Source organism: Tistrella sp., assembly GCF_002684955.1.
Taxonomy (GTDB): Bacteria; Pseudomonadota; Alphaproteobacteria; order Tistrellales; family Tistrellaceae; genus Tistrella; species Tistrella mobilis.
Genome location: NZ_NYWI01000071.1, coordinates 128323 through 146763 on the forward strand (window position 1 = coordinate 128323; position 18441 = coordinate 146763).

Annotated in this window: 18 protein-coding genes; 6 read left to right on the forward strand and 12 right to left on the reverse strand. The window is 68.6% G+C overall.

What is annotated here, in order from left to right; all coding sequences use genetic code 11:
• From CMO28_RS22150 to CMO28_RS22165, 4 genes are read left to right on the forward strand one after another with little or no spacing between them, the layout of a single operon-like run.
• Positions 1 to 1656, forward strand: a complete 1656-nt coding sequence (locus CMO28_RS22150) for an ABC transporter ATP-binding protein (protein ID WP_296717149.1) — start codon at positions 1 to 3, stop codon at positions 1654 to 1656.
• On the forward strand, positions 1653 to 2624 hold the full coding sequence (locus tag CMO28_RS22155; protein WP_296717152.1) for a 2-hydroxyacid dehydrogenase: 972 nt from the start codon (positions 1653 to 1655) through the stop codon (positions 2622 to 2624). Before CMO28_RS22150 ends, CMO28_RS22155 begins: the two co-directional genes overlap by 4 nt.
• 41 nt (positions 2625 to 2665) lie before the next feature.
• Complete coding sequence (locus CMO28_RS22160; protein ID WP_062761695.1) at positions 2666 to 3694, forward strand: histone deacetylase family protein; 1029 nt, start codon at positions 2666 to 2668, stop codon at positions 3692 to 3694.
• 55 nt (positions 3695 to 3749) lie between these two features.
• On the forward strand, positions 3750 to 5117 hold the full coding sequence (locus CMO28_RS22165) for an aspartate aminotransferase family protein (protein ID WP_296717156.1): 1368 nt from the start codon (positions 3750 to 3752) through the stop codon (positions 5115 to 5117).
• 55 nt (positions 5118 to 5172) lie between these two features.
• On the opposite strand, the gene CMO28_RS22170 is transcribed toward CMO28_RS22165, so the two are convergent.
• Genes CMO28_RS22170 through CMO28_RS22185 form a run of 4 tightly spaced genes read right to left on the reverse strand, consistent with a single transcriptional unit; the run spans position 5173 to position 9496 of the window.
• Entirely contained in the window at positions 5173 to 7380 is a 2208-nt protein-coding gene (locus tag CMO28_RS22170; RefSeq protein ID WP_296717158.1) for a xanthine dehydrogenase family protein molybdopterin-binding subunit, read from the reverse strand.
• 4 nt (positions 7381 to 7384) lie between these two features.
• Positions 7385 to 8377 carry an FAD binding domain-containing protein gene (locus CMO28_RS22175; protein ID WP_296717160.1) on the reverse strand — a complete coding sequence of 331 codons (993 nt, stop codon included), beginning with the start codon at positions 8375 to 8377 and terminating at the stop codon, positions 7385 to 7387.
• A gap of 4 nt (positions 8378 to 8381) precedes the next feature.
• Positions 8382 to 8984: a (2Fe-2S)-binding protein gene (locus CMO28_RS22180; protein ID WP_416370980.1), complete on the reverse strand. Its 603-nt coding sequence runs from the start codon at positions 8982 to 8984 to the stop codon at positions 8382 to 8384.
• A 20-nt stretch (positions 8985 to 9004) separates the two neighbouring features.
• The gene (locus CMO28_RS22185) at positions 9005 to 9496 is read right to left on the reverse strand and encodes a DoxX family protein (RefSeq protein WP_062761690.1); all 492 of its coding nucleotides are present in this window, start codon (positions 9494 to 9496) and stop codon (positions 9005 to 9007) included.
• A 152-nt stretch (positions 9497 to 9648) separates the two neighbouring features.
• Between CMO28_RS22185 and CMO28_RS22190 the strand changes: the two genes are divergently transcribed.
• Entirely contained in the window at positions 9649 to 10611 is a 963-nt protein-coding gene (locus CMO28_RS22190; RefSeq protein WP_296717168.1) for a LysR family transcriptional regulator, read from the forward strand.
• Here the strand turns inward: CMO28_RS22190 and CMO28_RS22195 are convergent.
• From CMO28_RS22195 to CMO28_RS22220, 6 genes are all read right to left on the reverse strand, one after another.
• Positions 10565 to 10834, reverse strand: coding sequence for a hypothetical protein (locus CMO28_RS22195; RefSeq protein ID WP_014743799.1), 270 nt, complete (start codon positions 10832 to 10834; stop codon positions 10565 to 10567). The genes CMO28_RS22190 and CMO28_RS22195 overlap by 47 nt on opposite strands.
• A gap of 149 nt (positions 10835 to 10983) precedes the next feature.
• A complete protein-coding gene (locus tag CMO28_RS22200) occupies positions 10984 to 11712 on the reverse strand; it encodes a FadR/GntR family transcriptional regulator (RefSeq protein WP_296717174.1) in 729 nt (242 codons plus the stop codon).
• Positions 11713 to 11823: 111 nt separating this feature from the next.
• Positions 11824 to 12372 carry a TRAP transporter small permease gene (locus CMO28_RS22205; protein ID WP_296717177.1) on the reverse strand — a complete coding sequence of 183 codons (549 nt, stop codon included), beginning with the start codon at positions 12370 to 12372 and terminating at the stop codon, positions 11824 to 11826.
• A gap of 5 nt (positions 12373 to 12377) precedes the next feature.
• The gene (locus CMO28_RS22210; RefSeq protein ID WP_014743802.1) at positions 12378 to 13685 is read right to left on the reverse strand and encodes a TRAP transporter large permease; all 1308 of its coding nucleotides are present in this window, start codon (positions 13683 to 13685) and stop codon (positions 12378 to 12380) included.
• A 102-nt stretch (positions 13686 to 13787) separates the two neighbouring features.
• Positions 13788 to 14882, reverse strand: coding sequence for a TRAP transporter substrate-binding protein (locus tag CMO28_RS22215; protein ID WP_296717180.1), 1095 nt, complete (start codon positions 14880 to 14882; stop codon positions 13788 to 13790).
• Between the two features lie 81 nt (positions 14883 to 14963).
• Entirely contained in the window at positions 14964 to 16001 is a 1038-nt protein-coding gene (locus CMO28_RS22220) for a phosphotransferase family protein (protein ID WP_296717183.1), read from the reverse strand.
• 245 nt (positions 16002 to 16246) lie between these two features.
• Here CMO28_RS22220 and CMO28_RS22225 point away from each other — a divergent pair, with 245 nt between their 5' ends.
• The gene (locus tag CMO28_RS22225) at positions 16247 to 17095 is read left to right on the forward strand and encodes an enoyl-CoA hydratase-related protein (RefSeq protein ID WP_296717185.1); all 849 of its coding nucleotides are present in this window, start codon (positions 16247 to 16249) and stop codon (positions 17093 to 17095) included.
• Positions 17096 to 17216: 121 nt separating this feature from the next.
• Here CMO28_RS22225 and CMO28_RS22230 read toward each other — a convergent pair whose 3' ends face one another.
• Positions 17217 to 17432: a hypothetical protein gene (locus tag CMO28_RS22230; protein WP_041604779.1), complete on the reverse strand. Its 216-nt coding sequence runs from the start codon at positions 17430 to 17432 to the stop codon at positions 17217 to 17219.
• Positions 17433 to 17606: 174 nt separating this feature from the next.
• Positions 17607 to 18428, reverse strand: coding sequence for an ABC transporter permease subunit (locus CMO28_RS22235; protein WP_296717192.1), 822 nt, complete (start codon positions 18426 to 18428; stop codon positions 17607 to 17609).
• Between the last annotated feature and the right edge of the window lie 13 nt (positions 18429 to 18441).

The following is an 18441-nucleotide window of genomic DNA, read 5'->3' on the forward strand; positions in this document are numbered from 1 at the left end:
ATGACCGAGGCCCAGATGACCGAGGATGTCCTCCTTTCGATCCGCGATCTGAAGCTGGCCCTGCCCAAGGGGGCCGACCGGCCCTTCGCCGTCGACGGGGTCAGCTACGACCTGAAGGCCGGCGAGATCCTGTGCGTGGTGGGTGAAAGCGGCTCCGGCAAGTCGATGGCCGCCAATGCGGTGATGGGGCTGCTGCCGCCGGGTGTGAAACCGGCGGGCGGGCAGATCCTGTTCGAAGGACGCGATCTGCTGGCCCTCGACGAGGCCGGCTTCCGCGAACTGCGTGCCGCCCGTGTGGCGATGATCTTTCAGGAACCGATGACGGCACTGAACCCGCTGATGCGGGTGGGCGAGCAGATCGCCGAGGTTTTCGAGGGCCATAACCGGCTGAAGCCCAGGGAGCGGCGTACCCGGGCCCTGGAGCTGCTGACCGAGGTCGGCATCCCGGATCCCGCACGCGCGATCGACGCCTATCCCTTTCAGCTGTCGGGCGGTCAGCGCCAGCGGGTGATGATCGCCATGGCGCTGGCGCTGGAGCCCCGGCTGCTGATTGCCGACGAGCCGACCACGGCGCTCGACGTCACCACCCAGGCCCAGATCCTGGAACTGATCCGCGACCTGCAGCGCCGCCACGGCATGGGGGTGATGTTTATCACCCACGACTTCGGCGTGGTGGCCGAGATCGCCGACCGGGTCTGCGTGATGCGCTATGGCCAGGTGGTGGAGATCGGCACGGCCGCAAAGGTTCTGGGCGCGCCGGAACATGAATATACCCGCGGGCTGATCGATGCGATCCCGGGCATGGGTGTGCCTGATCGCAAGCCGGTCGAGGGCGAGGTCCTGCTCAAGGTGCGGGGGCTGACCAAGACCTATCACGGCAAGGGCGGGCTGACCCGCAAGGCACGGGTGGTCAAGGCGGTGGACGACATCTCCTTCGATCTTGCCCGTGGCGAGACGCTGGGCATCGTCGGCGAAAGCGGATCGGGCAAGTCGACCCTCGGGCGCTGCATCGTGCGGTTGATCGACCCCGAGACCGGCTCGGCCGAGATCGGCGGGGTCGATCTCGCAACCCTGAACGGGGCGGCGCTCCGCCGCGAACGCCGGCGGGTGCAGATGGTGTTCCAGGACCCCTACGGCTCGCTCAATCCCCGCACGCGGGTGGGGCAGATCATCGCCGAAGGCCCGATCGCGGCCGGTGTGCCGGCCGCCGAGGCGCGCAAACGCGCGCGGGAACTGCTGGAAGTGGTGGGGCTGGATGCCTCTGCCGCCGACCGTTTCCCGCATGAATTCTCGGGCGGCCAGCGCCAGCGTATCGGCATCGCCCGGGCGCTCGCGCTCGATCCTGAGCTGATCATCGCCGACGAGGCGGTCTCGGCCCTCGACGTCTCCATCCAGGCCCAGGTGCTCGACCTCTTGGCCGAACTCAAGACCCGTCTCAGGCTGTCCATGCTGTTCGTGACCCATGACCTGCGCGTCGCGGCGCAGATCTGCGACCGCATCGCCGTGATGCAGCGCGGCCGCATCGTTGAACTCGGTCCGGTGGCCGAGGTGTTCGGCGCGCCGAAGAGCGACTACACCCGCGACCTGCTGGCGGCCATTCCGGGCCGTGGCCCGGGCACGCCGCTCAAGCGCTTCGCCGCAGGTGCCGGCGCATGACCACCATGCTGCGGGCGCGCCGTTGCGTCTGGTTGAGTGCCACCCTGGATCTCGGCGCCATCTTCGGCGCCGATTTCCGGGCCCATGCCCCGCATATCGAACTGGTCGACGCCGTGACCGCGGCAGAGGACCCGGCCTCGGTCGATTTCGCCCTGGCCTGGAAGCCGGCGGCCGATGCCTTCATCCCCTTCCCGAAGCTTGCCTTCGTCTCGTCGATCGCAGCCGGGGTCGACAATATTCTGGCCTGCCCCAGCCTGCCCCAGGGGCTGCCGGTGCTGAGGGTGCGGGATGACGATCAGGCGCGGATGATGGCTGGCTTCGCGGCCTGGCATGTGCTCTGGCATCACCGCGGCATGGGGGATTATCTGGCCCAGCAGCGGGACGGCGTCTGGCAGCGCAAGCTGCGCAAGCAGCCGGCACGCGAGGTGCGGATCCTGATCCTGGGCTTCGGCCATATGGGCCGGGTGGCGGCCGGCGTGCTCTCGGGGCTCGGCTATGACGTGCGGGCGGTGGCCCGGCGGGCGCCGGATCCCGCTCTGGTACCCGATGGCGTGACCGTGCTTGCCGGTCCCGATGCGCTCGATCGCCTGCTGCCCCAGGCGGATATGGTGATCAACCTGCTGCCGCTGACCGAGGACACCCGCGGCCTGCTGGCGGCGGACCTCTTCGCGAAGCTGCCGGCCGGCGCCGTGCTGATCCAGCTTGGTCGCGGCGAACAGCTGATCGAGGCCGATCTGCTGGCGGCGCTGGATGCCGGGCAGCTGTCGGCGGCCTCGCTCGATGTCTTCCAGGTCGAGCCGCTGCCGGCCGACCACCCCTTCTGGCGCGATCCGCGCATCCTGATCACGCCGCATGAAGCGAGTGAACCGGATGCCGGTGCGCTTGCCCGTCACATCGCCGCGGTGGCGGAGCGTCTCGACCGGGGACTGCCGGTCGAGACCTCGGTCGATCGCGGCGCCGGATACTGACCGCTCCGGCTCCTGCACTTCTCTTTCGGGACGTGTGCCTCATGAAAGTCGTCTTCGACCCCCGCCAGACCGCCCATGCGCCGGAGCAGTATTTCCGCCGTGGTGCCTTCATCCCCCATCCCGAGCAGCCGCTGCGCGCGATCCTGCTCCGCGACGCGCTGGCCGGTGCCGGCCACGAGATCGTGACGCCTGCGGATCACGGCCTGGACTCGCTCTATGCCGTTCATGATCAGGGCTATGTCGATTTCTTCCGCACCGCCTGGGCGCGGTGGGTGGAGGCGACCGGGAGCACCAACCCCGCCGTGCCCAATTATCACACCACCCGGCGCGATGCCCGCCGGCCCGAGGGTGTGATCGGCCAGCTCGGCTACTATTCCACCGACACGGCCTGCCCCGTGACCGAGGGCACCTGGGAGGCGATCTACTGGTCGGCCCAGTCGGCGCTGGATGCCGCCGAGCGGGTGATGGCGGGTGAGCGCATGGTTTATGGCCTGTCGCGTCCGCCCGGCCATCATGCCTCGTGGGATGCCAGCAACGGCTTCTGCTTCTTCAACAATGCCGCCGCGGCCGCCCATCATCTCCGGCGCCGGTTCGGCAAGGTGGCGATCATCGATGTCGACACCCATGCCGGCAACGGCACCCAGGACATCTTTTATGAGCGCGGCGACGTGTTCTTCACCTCGATCCATGTCGATCCCACCGATTACGTGCCCTATTACGTCGGTTATCCCGACGAGACCGGCCGCGGCGAGGGGGCGGGTGCCAATCTGAACCTGACCCTGGCGCCGGGATCGGGCGATGCCGAGATCGGGGCGGCGGTCGATCGGGCGCTGGACGCGATCCGGGATTACGGGGCCGAGGCGCTGGTGGTCTCCCTCGGCTTCGACATGGCCCATGACGACCCGCTTTCGGTGGTCCGCTGCACGGCCGAGGGCTTTGCCGCGACGGCAACCAAGATCACCCGGATGGGCCTGCCCACCGTGCTGGTGCAGGAAGGCGGCTATCTGGGCCCCTCGCTTTCGAACAATGCCGTCGTCTTCCTCAACGCCTGTGATGCGGCGCTGGGCTGACCGGCGTATCGTTTCATCGACAGTTCCCCCCCGATCCCACCCCAGGAGCCGGATCATGGCCTACAGTCCGAACTCGCCGGAAGCCCGCGACATCGCCTACCACCTCCATTCCTATACCGATGCCCGCCGGCATGAAGAGACCGGCTCGGTGGTCCTGGAGAAGGGTGACGGGGTCTTCGTCGAGGACATCCACGGCAACCGCTACATCGAAGCGATGGCGGGGCTGTGGAGCGTGGCGCTGGGCTTCAGCGAGAAGCGGCTGGCCGATGCCGCCGCGCGCCAGATGGCGAAGCTCCCCTTCGCCCACACCTTCAGCTACAAGTCCAACGGCCCGGTGATCGATCTGGCCGAAAAGCTGATCTCGCTCGCCCCCGTGCCGATGAGCAAGGTGTTCTTCACCAATTCGGGCTCCGAGGCGAACGACACCATCCTGAAGCTGCTCTGGTACCGCTCGAATTCCATGGGCCAGCCGCAGCGCAAGAAGATCATCAGCCGGGTCCGCGGCTATCACGGCGTCACCATCGCCTCGGCGAGCCTGACCGGTCTGCCCAACAATCACCGCTCCTTCGATCTGCCGATCGCGAACGTGCTGCATACCGGCTCGCCGCATCACTGGAAGGACGCGAACCCGGGCGAGAGCGAAGAGGATTTCGCCACCCGTCGCGCCGAAGAGCTGGAGGCGATGATCCTGGCCGAGGGGCCGGAGACCATCATGGCCTTCATCGGTGAGCCGGTGATGGGTGCCGGCGGCGTGGTCGTGCCGCCCGCGACCTATTGGGAGAAGATCCAGGCGGTTCTGGCGAAATACGACATCCTGCTGATCGCCGACGAGGTGATCTGCGGCTTCGGCCGGACGGGCAACATGTTCGGCAGCCAGACCTACGACATGCGCCCCGACATCATGACCATGTCGAAGCAGCTGTCCTCGTCCTACCTGCCCATCTCGGCCTTCATGATCAACGAGAAGGTCTACGGGCCGATCGCCGACGAGAGCCACCGCATCGGCGTGCTCGGCCACGGCTTCACGGCCGGCGGCCATCCGGTCGCCTCGGCCGTGGCGCTCGAGAACCTGAAGATCATCGAAGAGCGCGATCTGGTCGCCAATGCCCGCGAGATGGGTGAGCGCCTGCGCGGCCGCTTCCATGCCCTCGAAGGTCATCCGCTGGTCGGCGAGGTCCGCGGTGTCGGCCTGATCGCGGCGGTCGAACTCGTCACCAGCAAGGAAGCCAAGACGGCGCTGGAGGCCCCTGGCGCGCTCGGCGGCAAGGTTGCGGCCGCCCTGCAGGCGCGCGGCGTGATCGTGCGCAACATGCTCGACGCCATCGCCTTCTGCCCGCCGCTGATCATCAAGGCCGACGAGGTCGACATGATCGCCGACCGCTTCGAGGCGGTGCTGAACGACGTGGCGGCCGAGGTGCTCTGACCCCGCAGCTCCCGGCGACGCAGGTCGCCGGGATCCTTTTTTGTCGGGGGCCGTTTCAGATCAGGGCATCGACCCTGATCGGCAGGTCGCGGATGCGACGGCCGGTAGCGTGGAAGACCGCGTTGGCGATGGCCGCCGGCATGCCCACCGAGGCGACCTCGCCCAGTCCTTTCATGCCCGGCCCGCCCGGCATCGGGTCCGGCAGGTCGATGAACTCTGCCGAAAGCCGGCCGATATCGGCATGGCTTGCGACCACATATTCGGCGAGGTCGGCATTCAGGAAGCTGCCATCGCGGGGATCGACCTCGCTTGCCTCGAACAGGGCGCCGCCGATCCCCCAGATCATGCCGCCCAGCGCCTGGCTTCGGGCGGTTCTCGCCGAGATCACCCGCCCGCAGTCGATCACGGAATGGGCGCGGACCACCCGCAGGATCCGGGTGCGTGGATCGACGGCTACCTCCACGAAATGGGCGATGAAGGACATCGCCACCGCCTCGGGATAGTCGGGCCCGGCCGCAGCCGGCAGACCCTGGCGCAGCCGGTCCAGGGCCGGCTGGCCCTGGCCGGGGGCCAGGCTTTCGACCGTCACCTCCAGCGGCCGGCCGCCACTATCGGCAAGGAGGCGTGAGAGGCCGGCAGCGAGACCGCCCTGGCCCGCCCGTTCCGCGATCAGGCTCCGCATCTTCTCCGCCGCCGCCGCGACCGACGGTACCACGGTGGCCGTCCCCCACGAGCCGGCGGTGAGATGCTGTGGCACACTTGCCGTGTCGCCTGCGATCACGCGGATGGCGGCGGGATCGATACCCAGCCGGTCGGACAGGGTCAGGGCGACGACCGTGCGCAACCCCTGGCCCATTTCGTGGCCGCCGACGGCGATCTCGGCCGATCCGTCGGCGCGGAGGGTCAGCCGGGTGATGGCGGGCGCCCGGGCGGCTTTGTAGGCGCCCACGGCGACGCCCATGCCGGTCATGCGGCCATGGGCATCCTGCATCCGTCCGGGTCGCGGGTCGCGGTCGTGCCAGCCGAAGGCCCGGGCCCCGCGCTCCAGGCAGGCGGCCAGATGCCGTGACGAGAACGGTTTGCCGCTGACGGGATCGCGGTCGGTATCATGGGCGAGGCGGAAGGCGACCGGATCGGCACCCAGTTCCCAGGCGAGTTCATCGACCGCACTCTCGAAGGCGAAAGCGGCCCCGAACTCGTAAGGCGCGCGCATGAAGCCGGGGGTCTGGGTGTCCAGCCGCGTCAGCCGTTCGATGCCCTGAACCGCCGGGATCGCATGCAGCTTGAGGCTGACCTCGGTGCCGAGCCCGGGCATCAGGTCGTGGCGCGATGTCTGCTGGGTGATCTCGTGGATGGCGGCCGTCATCCGGCCGTCGGCTCCGGCACCCAGCCGGATGCGATGGCGGGCGGCGGGGCGGAAGGCGGCAATGCGGGCGACCTGGGCGCGCGGCATCACCAGCTTCACCGGCCGGCCCGTGGCACGTGCCGCGACGGCCGCGAGCACGGTGTGGGCGCCCAGGGCATTCTTCTGGCCGAAGCCGCCGCCCACCGATGGAGAGATCACCCGGATGGCGGCAGGATCGATGCCGAAGACCCGGGCGAGGCCGGCCCGGACTGCGCCACTGTTCTGGCTGGGCTCGTGGATCGTGAGACGGTCGCCCTGCCAGACCGCCACGGTCGCCAGAAGCTCGATCGGGTTCTGGTGCTGTGCCGGCGTGGCATAGGCGACGTCGATCACCGTGGTCGAGCCGGCAAGTGCGGCTTCGGCATCGCCATTGCGACGGTCGCGCATCATCGGCAGCGGGATGGCCTGTTCCTGAAGCAGGGTTTCAGCCCGGGGGTCGTCCAGGGTGGTGACCGGCGGCTCTGCTTCATATCGCACGCTCACCAGCCGCGCGGCGCCCCGGGCCGTTTCCAGCCTGTGTGCCACCACCAGGGCGATCGTCTGGCCGTGATGGTGCACCTCGGCCGAGGTCATGGGCAGGATCGACTGCGCGGCATGGCCACCCGCCATGATGAACTGCACGCTGCCGAGGGCCGGCATGGTGTCGTGGGTCAGCACCAGCACCACCCCCGGCACTGCCGCGGCGGCGGTGGTATCGATGGCGAGGATCCGGCCGCGGGCGATGGTGGCCGGCACGGTCACGGCATGCAGCAGGCCGTCGGGGCGCCGGTCGGCCGCATAGCGTTGCAGGCCGGTGACCTTCTCGACGGCATCGATGCGGGGCGCGTCGGCGCCGATGCGGGGTTCTGACACGGACATTGGGTCAGCTCCTCGTCCCTGCGGTGATCAGTGCCTCGGCGACCGCTGCGGCGGCGAGGTCGATCCGGAAGCGGTTCTGGCGGCCCGGCCGGGCGTTCTGCAGTGCGATGCGTCCGGCTGCCGCTGCCGTTTCGGAGGTGAGCGGCCGGCCGATGAGAGACGCCTCTGCGTCAGGCGCCCGCCAGGGGATGGTCGCGACCCCACCGAGCGCGAGGCGCGCCTCGGTGACGATCCCGCCTTCCACGACGACCGCTGCGGCGGCCGAGGCGAGTGCGAATGCGTAGGAGGCCCGATCCCGCAGCTTCACATAGGCCGAGTGGCGGGCCGCCCGGGCCGATGGGATGGTGATGCCGAGGATCATCTCCGCCGGGTCGAGCGAGGTTTCCCGTGCGGGGCTGTCACCGGGCAGCCTCAGCAGCTCCGCCACCGGCACATGGCGGTTGCCGGCGGGGCCGATCACCTCGACCCGGGCATCGAATGCGGTGAGCGCCACGGCGAAATCGCCGGGATGGACCGCCACGCACTGCGTGCCGCCGCCCAGAAGGGCCGCATGCCGGTCGGGCCCGCCGGTCGCGGCACAACCGCTGCCGGGCATGCGCCTGTCGCAGGCCGCCGCCACGTCCCGGAACCATGGGCAGCGGGTTCGCTGCATCAGATTGCCGCCGAGAGTCGCCATGTTGCGCAGCTGGGCCGAGGCGCCTTTCCAGAGAGCCTCCGAGACCGCCGGCCAGTCGCGCCGGATGTCGGGATGGTCGGCCGCATCCGACATGCGGACCAGCGCGCCGAGGGTGAGACCCGTCTCCGACACCGAAATCGTCGACAGTCCGGGAATGCCGTTGATGTCGACCAGCCGGGTGGGGGCCTCGACACCCAGCCGCATGAGATCGACCAGATTGGTGCCGCCGGCGAGCAGGCGGACATCTCCCGGCCGGCCGCGGGCGAGTTCGTCGACCGCCTGCTGAACGGAGCGGGCGCGGATATGGCTGAAGGGCTGCATCCGGTCATGCCTCCGATCCAGGGGCCGGCAGGCCGGCCACCGCGGCGATCGCGGCGGTGATGCCGTCATAGGCGGCGCAGCGGCAGAGATTGCCGCTCATATATTCGCGGATCTCGTCCACCGACCCGGCATGGCCTTCGCTCAGGCAGGCGACCGCCGACAGGATCTGCCCCGGGGTGCAGTAGCCGCATTGCAGCGCGTCGTGGTCGATGAAGGCCTGCTGCATCGGATGCAACCCGCCATCGGGGCCGCGGAGCCCTTCGATGGTGGTGACGGGGCGAGCATCGACCTGAACCGCCAGGGTCAGACAGGCCAGTACCCGCCGGCCGTCGATCAGCACGGTGCAGGCGCCGCACTGGCCGTGATCGCAGCCCTTCTTGGTGCCGGTCAGATCCAGATGTTCGCGCAGGGCATCGAGCAGGCTGGTCCGCGGATCCAGATCGAGCTGGTATCGTTCGCCATTGATCCGGAGCACCACAGGGCTGGCTCCATCCATCGCCGGTGGCGTAGCGGTCCGGGCGGCGGAGATGTGAAGGCCGATGCTGCCGGCTGCGGTGGCGGCCGCACCGGTCTTGAGAACGGTGCGGCGAGAGACGCCGTCGGACATGGTCATGATCGTCGCCTCCTTCAGATTTCCAGGCCGAGACGGCGGTCGAGGGAAAGGCGGCCACCGCCCGTGAAGGCGAAGAGAAGGGCGGTGAAGCCCAGCATCACCGGGTATTCGATGCCGCGATCGATCCAGGGCCAGGTCGGGCCGAGCGCCACGGAGATTGCGATCATCTCGATCGTGAACATGACGGCGATGAGCCGTGTGGCGAGGCCTGCGGCAAGGGCAAGGCCGCCAAAGGTCTCGAGCAGGGTGACCAGCATGGCCAGCTCTTCGGCGAATGGCAGGCCCAGTACGTTGCGGATCAGCCCCGTGGATCCGGCCATGGGGTCGGCCATGGATCCGTGCGAGGAGCCGAGCAGTTTGGGCAGCCCGTGGGTGACCATGGTGAGGCCGAAGGCGATCCTGAGCGCCGCCCCGGCGAGCGGTGTGCCCGTGGCATAGACCGGGCCGAGAGCCGGCAGGATGAGGCGGGGCGCCGGCTGACGGCCCTGATGATCCGTGTGGGTCATGACGTCGTCTCCGGAAAGGGGAAGATGCCGGCCTTGCGCGACCCGGCTCCCTATAGCCTAATTGTTTCAGGCGAGACGTCTGGACCCGGGATTTCGACAGAACCATTCCGCCAGTCCGAACAATATCGTGCGCGAGCTGTAGGAAACCCCACATGGACCGCATCGACGTGATGAGGCTGTTCACCCGGATCGTGGAGCGGGGGAGCTTTGCGCAGGCGGCGCGCGACCTGCAGATTCCGCGGCCGACCGTGACCCATGCCATTCAGCAGCTGGAGGCGCGGCTGGGCACGCGGCTTCTGGAGCGGACCACACGACAAGTGGCGCCGACATTGGACGGTGTCGCCTATTTCGAGCAGTGCACCCGGCTGCTTGCGGATCTGGACGAGGTGGAAGGCGCCTTTCGCCATGCCCGGCCGGCGGGGCCGCTCAGGGTCGATGTCCAGGGCACGCTCGCGCGCTTCTTCGTCATGCCCGCGCTTCCGGAATTCCTGGCCCGCTATCCCGATATCAGCCTGCGCCTGGGCGAAGGGGAGCGGATGGTGGATCTTATCCAGGAGGGGGTCGACTGCGTGCTGCGCGCCTGGGATCTGGCCGACAGTTCACTGACCGGCCGGCGCGTGGCCAGCCTGGAGGTGGTGACCGTCGCGAGCCCGGATTATCTGGCCCGCTTCGGCGAGCCGCGAAAGCTCGAGGATCTGGCGGGGCATCGCATGGTCGGCTACCTCGCCTCGGCGACGGGCACCGCCTATCCGCTGGAGTTCATGGTGGATGGCGTGCTTCGGACGGTCGACCTGCCCGCCGAGCTGACCCTGACCGGGGCCGAACTCTACAATGCCGCGGCGCTGGCGGGTCTTGGTCTGGTCCAGCTGCCGCGCTACCGGTTCGAGCGCGACCTGGCCGAGGGCCGGTTGCGGATCGTCCTGCCGGATCTGCCGCCGCCGCCGATGCCGGTCTGGGTGCTGTACCCGCAGAACCGCCACATGCCGCTGCGGGTGCGGGTCTTCGTCGACTGGCTGACCGAGGTCTTTGCCCGGGTGATGCGCGATGGCGGCGATGCCGCGGCGGCGGTCACACCCGCTTCTGCAGCCAGGCCTCTGCCCCGCGCCCCAGATTGAGGGCGGCCAGATCCCCCTTCACCTCGACCACCATCAGCCGGTCGAGTTCGTCGTCCATATACTGGGCAAGCCAGCCGCGGACCATTTCGGCCGAGGCCTCGAGGTCGATCAGCCAGGCATCTTCCAGCGCATGGGCATGGGCCACCGAGGCGAGCGCCTTGTGCAGGCGGTCGTAGCTCTGCCCTTCGGCGCGGAGTTCATAGGTCACCAGATAGACGGCCATCCGCGGATCGATCCCCTGTGGTGACGGCATCCATGCCGGGACGCGGTTCGTCCGGCGGTGCCGTTCCCCTTTCAGGTGATGTTCGCGGGCGATATGTCAAAGGGCAAGCCCTCGTCGACATGTCGGCCGGTCTGTCGATGTTCCGCCTCTCAACGTTCTTCGATGCGATCCTCGATCGCGCGCCCTGAGAGCAGCCAGCCGCGGCGCAGATCCTCGATATGACGGGCCATCCAGGTCGAGGCCTCGTCGGCATCCCTGAGTTTCAGGGCGGCCACGATCGCCCGGTGGGCCTCGAGATTGCGGCGGGGGGCCTGCTTCACCTGTTTGCCGAGTTCGACATAGGGTCGGAACAGCAGCTGGCCGATCGGCTCACGCGACAGCATCAGCGCGCGGTTGCCCGAGAATTCGGCCAGCATGGTATGGAACTCGGTGTCGACACCGTCGGTCGGCTCCCCCGCCGCCACCAGATGGGTGGTGGCATCCAGGTTCACCTCCAGCGCGTCGATCTGTGCATCGGTGATCCGGGCGGCGGCGAGCGAGGCGGCGAGCGGTTCCAGAACCCGGGCGACCTCCCAGAGTTCCTTGAACTTCACGTCATGCATCAGCAGCGCGCGTTCCATCCGGGGCGAGATGTCCTCCTGCCCGGGGATGGCGATCACCAGCCGCTTGCGGCCCTCCCGCCGGAGCAGCCCTTCGCTTTCCAGCTGCCGGATCCCCTCGCGGATGGTGGAGCGGTTGACGCCGAAACGGGTGGCGAGTTCGGTCTCGCTGGGCAATTGCTCGCCCGGCTTCAGCCGGCCGTCGACGATGAGGCGCTGGAGCTCCTTCGAGACGACCTGATAGGCCGGCGGGATCTTCAGTTTCGCGATCTCGAGCATGACGACCGTCCAGCATCCGGGGTGAAAACGCGCCGCATCGGTGTAACCGAACCGCCGGGCGGGGGAAAGCCGTTCCGGTTCCGCAATTTACCCATAAACCGCCCGGCGGGGCTATTGCCCGCCGGCGGTGGGGTCGGCCTCTGCCGCAGGCAGCGGCGTGCCGGTTGCGAAATGGCGGACATGCAGGGCGATCTGCCAGACCATCTCGATCGCCATCAGCCCGAGCGCCAGCGGCACCATCATGATGAACGGCCAGACCGGAAAGAAATCCGATCCCAGCTGCATGGTCCGCCCGGTCCTGAGGCCGGTGGCCGCATACTGGGCGAGGTACCAGAACAGGAACAGGAAAATCGCAAGCTCCACCGCCAGCATCAGGATGGCGACTGCCGATCCGGCCCGCCGGGGCAGGGCGGTCGCGATCACCTCCAGCCGGGGAAAGATCCCGTCACGATGGGCGAGCGGCAGGGCCCAGAACACCATCAGCGGAAACAGCATCCGCTCGATGATGTTGTAGGCGCCGGGCACGAGGTCGGTGTGCAGCGCGTAGCGGCCGAAAACGCTGAGCACGGTCAGGATCATCACCGCGAACAGGCAGAGACCGGCGCCGATCGAGGCCAGCCCCCATTCGAAGCGGCCGAGCAGTCCGTGAAGTCTGGTCATGGGGCTCACCTGAGGTTGCCGGGCAGCCAGGTGACGATCCCGGGGAAGAGGATCGTGGCGCCGATGACGATCACGGCCGAGGCGAGCGCGAATTTGCCGGCCGGGCGGAAGACTTCGGCCACCGGATGACGTTGGGCCGCTGCGGCGGCATAGGCCGAAAGGCCGACCGGGGGCGTCAGCAGGCCGAGGGCGATCATGAAGCTGGCCAGCACGCCGAACCAGAGCAGGTCGATACCGGCGGCCTCCAGCATCGGCAGCACGATCGGCACGATCAGCAGGATCACCGCGGCGCTCTCCAGGATCATGCCGGCGATGAATAGCACCGCCATCAATACCGCGACCAGCAGGCCGGGCGAGCCGACCAGCGGCTCGGCGAGCGCCAGCAGATCGCGGGGCAGGCGCGAGAAGGCCAGGAAGCGGGCGAAGATCTGGGCCCCGATCACGATCAGCATCAGCATGGCCGAGATCTTGACGCTGTCGGCCAATGCCGCCGCCAGATCGCGCCAGCCGATCCTGCGCATGAGGGTGAGGCCGACCAGCGCCGTGAAGGCGCCGACGGCACCGGCCTCGCCCACGGTGATGATGCCGGTATAGATCCCGCCGAACACCACCAGCATCAGGGCCATCATGAACAGTGAGGCCCCGAGTGCCCCCCGCTCCAGCTCGGAGGGCTGGTCGGGGCGGGCGCCGGGGGCGGCACCTTCCGGGCGCAGTTCCTCGAACAGAGCGAGGCAGCCGATATAGACCAGCATGCACAGCAGCCCGGGGCCGAGCAGACCGATGAACAGGGCGCCGATCGGCACCGAGGTGATGGCGCCGTAGATGATCACGATCAGGCTGGGCGGAATGACCGCCGAGAGCGAACCCGCCACCGCCGCAAGGCCGATCGCGAAACGGCGGCTGTAGCCGACACGTTCCAGTTCCGGGGCCGAGAGGGTCGCGAGCGAGGCGGCGGAGGCGGCCCCCGAACCCGAGACCGCGCCCAGCAACCCGCCGATCACCAGCGTGGCGACGCCGAGCGGAAAGCGCCGGTAGCCGGCCATGCGATGGCCGACGCGGAACAGGTCGAGCACCAGCCCGCCGCGGAGCAGCAGCTGTGCCATCAGCAGGTAGAGCGGGATGATCGACAGCGAATAGTTCGACGCCGTGTAGAACACGTCCTGGCCGAGCACGCCGTTCAGCACCCGCGGGCCGGTCCAGAGCAGGATGCCGACGATGCCGGTCCCCAGCAGGACCGTGGCGACATGCTGGCCGAGCAGCAGGAAAAAGACGAACCAGCCGGCGACGATCAGCAGGATGATGTCGTGGGACATGGGATCCGGGCCTTGCACGAGACCTTCAGGCCCGCCGGTGTCGCCGGCGGGAGAGGGGAGGGGGAGGGTCGGACCCGCTAACGGGCCCGGCCGGCCAGCGGATCAGGCCCCCTTTTCGAGATAGGCGGCCACGCCCTCGGGCAGCTTGCCGCCCTGGTCCTGAACCAGCTTCGCCCAGAGGCGGGCGGTGGCGAGGCCCGGATGGCCGGCGGCCTCGGTCTGCTCCACCCAGCGCCGCCAGGTCGCGGTCGAGGCGGTTTCGATGGCGGCCTTGAGATCGGGGGCGATGGTCGAGAGATCGGCGAAAGTCGACCCCTTGGCGGCGGCCGCCTCGCGCACTTCGGTGTCCTGCGCCTCGATCAGCTCGGCATTGCGCAGCGCGATCTCGCGCGCCGTATCGGCCCAGAGCTTCTGCTCGTCGGCGGAAAGCCCGGTCCAGCCGGTGTCCGAGATGGCGAGATAGCTGCCCCAATGGCCGACGGCGACGCCGGTGACCGTATAGGTCAGCACATCCTGCAGCGAATAGGACCGCCAGTCGCCGATCGACAGGATGGTGCCTTCGACCGTGCCGCGCGACAGCGCTTCATAGGAGGCCGAAGACGGCATGGTGACGGGCGTGGCGCCAAGCTCGCTCAGGAAGATGGTGTGCAGGGCGGAGCCGGCGCGGAGCGGCATGCCCTTCAGGTCTGCGGCCGATTTGGGCGTCTTGTTGGCGAAGCTGATCGCATAGGCCGCCGTGGTGCCGACCGGCCAGGCATGGATGCCTTTGGCGGCGATTTCGTAGTCGTAGAAGGTCTTGCCGTCGACCAGTTCGGTCTTGCTGTCCATCAGCGCCAGGAAGGCCTTGGTCTGGGTGATGGAGCTGGTGCCGACCGTCGGCAGCTGGGTGACGTCGGAGAGCGGGAAGGCGCCCTCGTGATAGGGGGCGAGCAGGGGGGCGGCCACGTCGATCGCGCCGCCTTGAAGCGCGTCGAGTTCACGGCCGACCGAGGTGAGTTCACCGGCATAGAAGCGGGTGAAGGAGATATCGCCGTGGCTGCGCTCTTCGATCGCGTCGGCAAAGAGATCCATGTGCTTGCCGACCCAGAAATGCACCTGGGGCAGCGACGATGCCATGATCAGATCGGCGCCGGCCTGGGCACCGGTGGCGGCGACGGAGAGACAGCCGGCGAGGGCGGTCACGGCGAAGCGGTTCATGGGCAGTCCTCCCTTGGCGTCCGGATCGTCAGGCGTCCGGATCTTCATCTGTCGGGTCGCCGGATGGCGGCGATGCGGCTGTCAGGCGGTGGCCTCTTCGATGAGGGCCACACCCCGGGCAGCCAGGGCCGGCGCCAGCCGGCCGACTTCGGCGGCGTCATCGGATGCCGCGTTGCCCTGGCGGGCGCGGGCGGCGATGCCTTCGAAGATCACCGCATTGCGGAACAGGGCGAGCACCAGATGGAAGCGGGTGAGCGGGCCGGCCTGGCCCGAGGCTTCGAAATAGGCCCGGCAGAAGGCATCCATCTCGGGCAGGCCCAGCGCTGCGCGGTCGAGCCCGGCGAGGCCCCGGCCGTATTCGTCCGGCCGCATCATCCAGGTGTAGATGCAGCTGTGGGCGAGATCCGCGAGCGGGTGGCCCAGGGTCGACAGCTCCCAGTCGAGCACCGCCACGATGCGGGGCTCGGTCGGGTGGAACATCACATTGCCCAGGCGGAAATCGCCATGGACCAGGGTGGTGTGGTCATCCTCGGGCAGGTTGCGGGGCAGCCAGTCGATCAGCCGCTCCATCGCCGGATCGGCGGCGGTGGCCGAGAGCTGCCATTGCTTTGTCCAGCGCGCGATCTGGCGGGCGGCGAAGCGGCCGCTGCGGCCGTAATCGCCAAGCCCGACCGCGGCGACATCGACCGCGTGGATGGCCGCGAGCATGCGGGCGAGGGCCTCGAAATAGGCCGCGCGGTCGCCGATCGGGATGTCGGGCAGGGCGTTGTCGTGCAGCACGCGGCCGTCGACCCGCTCCATCACATAGAACTGGGTGCCGATGACCGCCGGATCATCGCAGAAATGGACCATGCGCGGCACCGCGACACCGGTATCGGCCAGCGCCGCCTGCACCCGGTATTCCCGATCGACCGCATGGGCCGACGGCAGCAGCGTGCCTGCCGGCCGCTTGCGCAGCACCAGACGCCGGCTGCCGGTGTCGAGGAAATAGGTCGGGTTGGACTGGCCGCCGCCAAGGCGGGTGAGGCTGACGGCGGGGCCGGCGCCATCAACCCGTGCCGTCAGATAGGTGGCCAGGGCCTGTGTGTCGATGTCGGAAGGCGGGGTGATCATGGTCATGGGGGAAACGGGTCCGGACGTCGGCCGGACATGCCGGCGGTCATGCGGGAGCGGCTCCATCGCGGGCCCTGGGGCGTGAGCGAGGGACCATCTGGACGGAAGGTGTCGGAAGCGGCGTTGCGCCTGACCGGCGCGACATCCTCGTTGAACTATAGCTAGGAGGAGGGATATCCTTCTGTCAATCGGATTGTCCGACAAACAGACGAATCGAGGCCGCGCAGAATCCGGCCCGAAGGAGGAAGCTCATGGTCTTCGAGGACATCGCCTATGCGGTGGACGGCCCGGTCGCGACGATCAGCTTCGCGCGTCCGGAGGTGATGAACGCGGCGCGGAACGAGACCCACCTGGAGCTGCAGGCCGCGCTGGATGCAGCCGATCGGGACGATGCCGTGCGTGCGGTGATCGTGACCGGCACCGGCCGGGCCTTCTGCGCCGGCACCGACATCTCGGACGGCTTTCGCCTGCCGGCCGGCGGCGATCCGGCGACGGGGGAGGGGGTGCCTGCGGATGTGGGCGGCGTGACCGTGCTGCGGCTGTTCCGGATGCGCAAGCCGGTGATCGCGGCGATCAACGGGGCCGCGGCGGGTTTCGGAGCTACGTTCACCCTGGCGATGGACATCCGGCTGGCGGCGGAAACGGCGAAGTTTGCTTTCCCCTTCACCCGGCGGGGCATTTGTGCCGAGAGCTGTTCCAGCTGGTTTCTGCCCCGGCTGGTGGGCATGCAGACCGCCCAGGACTGGATGCTGACCGGGCGGACCTTCCCGGCCTCTGAAGCCCTGGCGCGCGGGCTGGTCCATGAGCTTCTGGCCGCGGAAGACCTGTTGCCGCGGGCACGGGCGCTGGCGCTGGACATCGCGGAGAACTGCGCCCCGGTCTCGGTGGCGCTGAACCGCCAGCTGCTGTGGCGGATGATGGGGGCGGATCATCCTGAGATCGCGCACGCGCTGGAGAGCCGGGCGGTCGCGGCCCGGATGGCGAGCGACGATGTGCGCGAGGGCGTCGACAGCTTCAAGGAGCGCCGGGCACCGCGCTTCGGCGACGGGCTGGCCGATGCGCCCTACATGACCGCCTGGTGGCCCGATCTCAAGGCGTAGGGCTGCGGCGCCACTGAAACTGAAGAACTGAAAGCCTGAAACTGAAGGCCGGAAACTGAAAAGGGGGCCGCCCCTTCCCGGGCAGCCCCCTTTTGCCTACCGAGCGTCGCTGAAGCGACGGTCAGACCTCGCTGGTGCGCCGGCGCCGCGTCCAGGACGAGGCAGTGGCTCCCAGGGTGGCGGGACCGAGCAGCCGGTTCACCGGCCGCATGTTGCGCGATCCCATGGCGTTGCCCCGCAGACGGCTCTCGACCGACTCGGACCGGGGAAGCGGCTGCGCCATCAGCGCGCGGCCTTCGAACCCGCCGGGCAGGGCAAACAGATGTGCAAGACGCACGAGACACCTTTTGGTGGTTGACGATGACAGGAAGATAGCGCACAAACGCCCGCTTGTGCAGAGGGGGGCGGCAAGATTCCGCCGGCCCCCCGCGCGCGGCTGCCCTGCGCGCCCCACAGCCCTCGATCGCCGTCTTCGCCCGTCCTGGTTCTGTGCCGCCTGGTTCTGTGCCGCCTAGTTCTGTGCCGATTGGGCAAGGCTGCCCGACTTGCGCATCATCCGCGCCGCCAGGACCACCGCGATCGTCACCAGCACCACCAGAATGGTGGCAAGGGCATTGATCTTGGGGCTGACGCCCAGACGCACGCTCGAGAAGATGACCATCGGCAGGGTGCTGGAGGCGGGGCCCGAGACGAAGCTTGCGATCACCAGATCGTCGAGCGACAGGGTGAAGGACAAAAGCCAGCCCGCCACCAGCGCCGGGGCGATGATCGGCAGGGTGATCACGAAGAACACCTTGGCCGGATGGGCGCCCAGATCCAGCGCCGCCTCTTCCAGGCTGATGTCGAAGCTCGCCAGCCGCGACTGGACGATGACCGCGACATAGGCGGTGGAGAAGGTGACATGGGCGATGATGATGGTCATCACCCCGCGGCCGGCCGGCCAGCCGATCATCTGTTCAAGCGTCACGAACAGCAGCAGCAGCGACAGGCCGGTGATGACCTCGGGCATCACCAGCGGCGCGCTGATCATGCCCGAGAACAGGGTCCGGCCCCGGAACCGGCCGAAGCGCACCAGTGCCACGGCGGCCATGGTCCCCAGGATCAGGGCCAGTGTGGCCGAGATCGCGGCGATCCGGAAGCTGACCCAGGCCGCGTTCAGGATGGCATCGTCCCGCAGCAGCTCACCATACCATTTGGGCGAGAACCCGGCCCAGACGGTGACCAGGCGCGACTCGTTGAAGGAATAGACGATCAGCAGCAGGATCGGCACATAGAGAAACAGGAAGCCGACCAGCAGCGAGCTGAGGCGGAACCAGGGAAAACGGGTAGCCATGATCTGTCGCTCC

Excerpts from the sequence above, each read along its gene's own strand:
- CMO28_RS22150 (WP_296717149.1), top strand. The coding sequence starts at position 1 with ATGACCGAGGCCCAGATGACCGAGGATGTCCTCCTTTCGATCCGCGAT.
- CMO28_RS22155 (WP_296717152.1), top strand. The coding sequence starts at position 1,653 with ATGACCACCATGCTGCGGGCGCGCCGTTGCGTCTGGTTGAGTGCCACC.
- CMO28_RS22160 (WP_062761695.1), top strand. The coding sequence starts at position 2,666 with ATGAAAGTCGTCTTCGACCCCCGCCAGACCGCCCATGCGCCGGAGCAG.
- CMO28_RS22165 (WP_296717156.1), top strand. The coding sequence starts at position 3,750 with ATGGCCTACAGTCCGAACTCGCCGGAAGCCCGCGACATCGCCTACCAC.
- CMO28_RS22170 (WP_296717158.1), bottom strand. The coding sequence starts at position 7,380 with ATGTCCGTGTCAGAACCCCGCATCGGCGCCGACGCGCCCCGCATCGAT.
- CMO28_RS22175 (WP_296717160.1), bottom strand. The coding sequence starts at position 8,377 with ATGCAGCCCTTCAGCCATATCCGCGCCCGCTCCGTTCAGCAGGCGGTC.
- CMO28_RS22180 (WP_416370980.1), bottom strand. The coding sequence starts at position 8,984 with ATGTCCGACGGCGTCTCTCGCCGCACCGTTCTCAAGACCGGTGCGGCC.
- CMO28_RS22185 (WP_062761690.1), bottom strand. The coding sequence starts at position 9,496 with ATGACCCACACGGATCATCAGGGCCGTCAGCCGGCGCCCCGCCTCATC.
- CMO28_RS22190 (WP_296717168.1), top strand. The coding sequence starts at position 9,649 with ATGGACCGCATCGACGTGATGAGGCTGTTCACCCGGATCGTGGAGCGG.
- CMO28_RS22195 (WP_014743799.1), bottom strand. The coding sequence starts at position 10,834 with ATGGCCGTCTATCTGGTGACCTATGAACTCCGCGCCGAAGGGCAGAGC.
- CMO28_RS22200 (WP_296717174.1), bottom strand. The coding sequence starts at position 11,712 with ATGCTCGAGATCGCGAAACTGAAGATCCCGCCGGCCTATCAGGTCGTC.
- CMO28_RS22205 (WP_296717177.1), bottom strand. The coding sequence starts at position 12,372 with ATGACCAGACTTCACGGACTGCTCGGCCGCTTCGAATGGGGGCTGGCC.
- CMO28_RS22210 (WP_014743802.1), bottom strand. The coding sequence starts at position 13,685 with ATGTCCCACGACATCATCCTGCTGATCGTCGCCGGCTGGTTCGTCTTT.
- CMO28_RS22215 (WP_296717180.1), bottom strand. The coding sequence starts at position 14,882 with ATGAACCGCTTCGCCGTGACCGCCCTCGCCGGCTGTCTCTCCGTCGCC.
- CMO28_RS22220 (WP_296717183.1), bottom strand. The coding sequence starts at position 16,001 with ATGACCATGATCACCCCGCCTTCCGACATCGACACACAGGCCCTGGCC.
- CMO28_RS22225 (WP_296717185.1), top strand. The coding sequence starts at position 16,247 with ATGGTCTTCGAGGACATCGCCTATGCGGTGGACGGCCCGGTCGCGACG.
- CMO28_RS22235 (WP_296717192.1), bottom strand. The coding sequence starts at position 18,428 with ATGGCTACCCGTTTTCCCTGGTTCCGCCTCAGCTCGCTGCTGGTCGGC.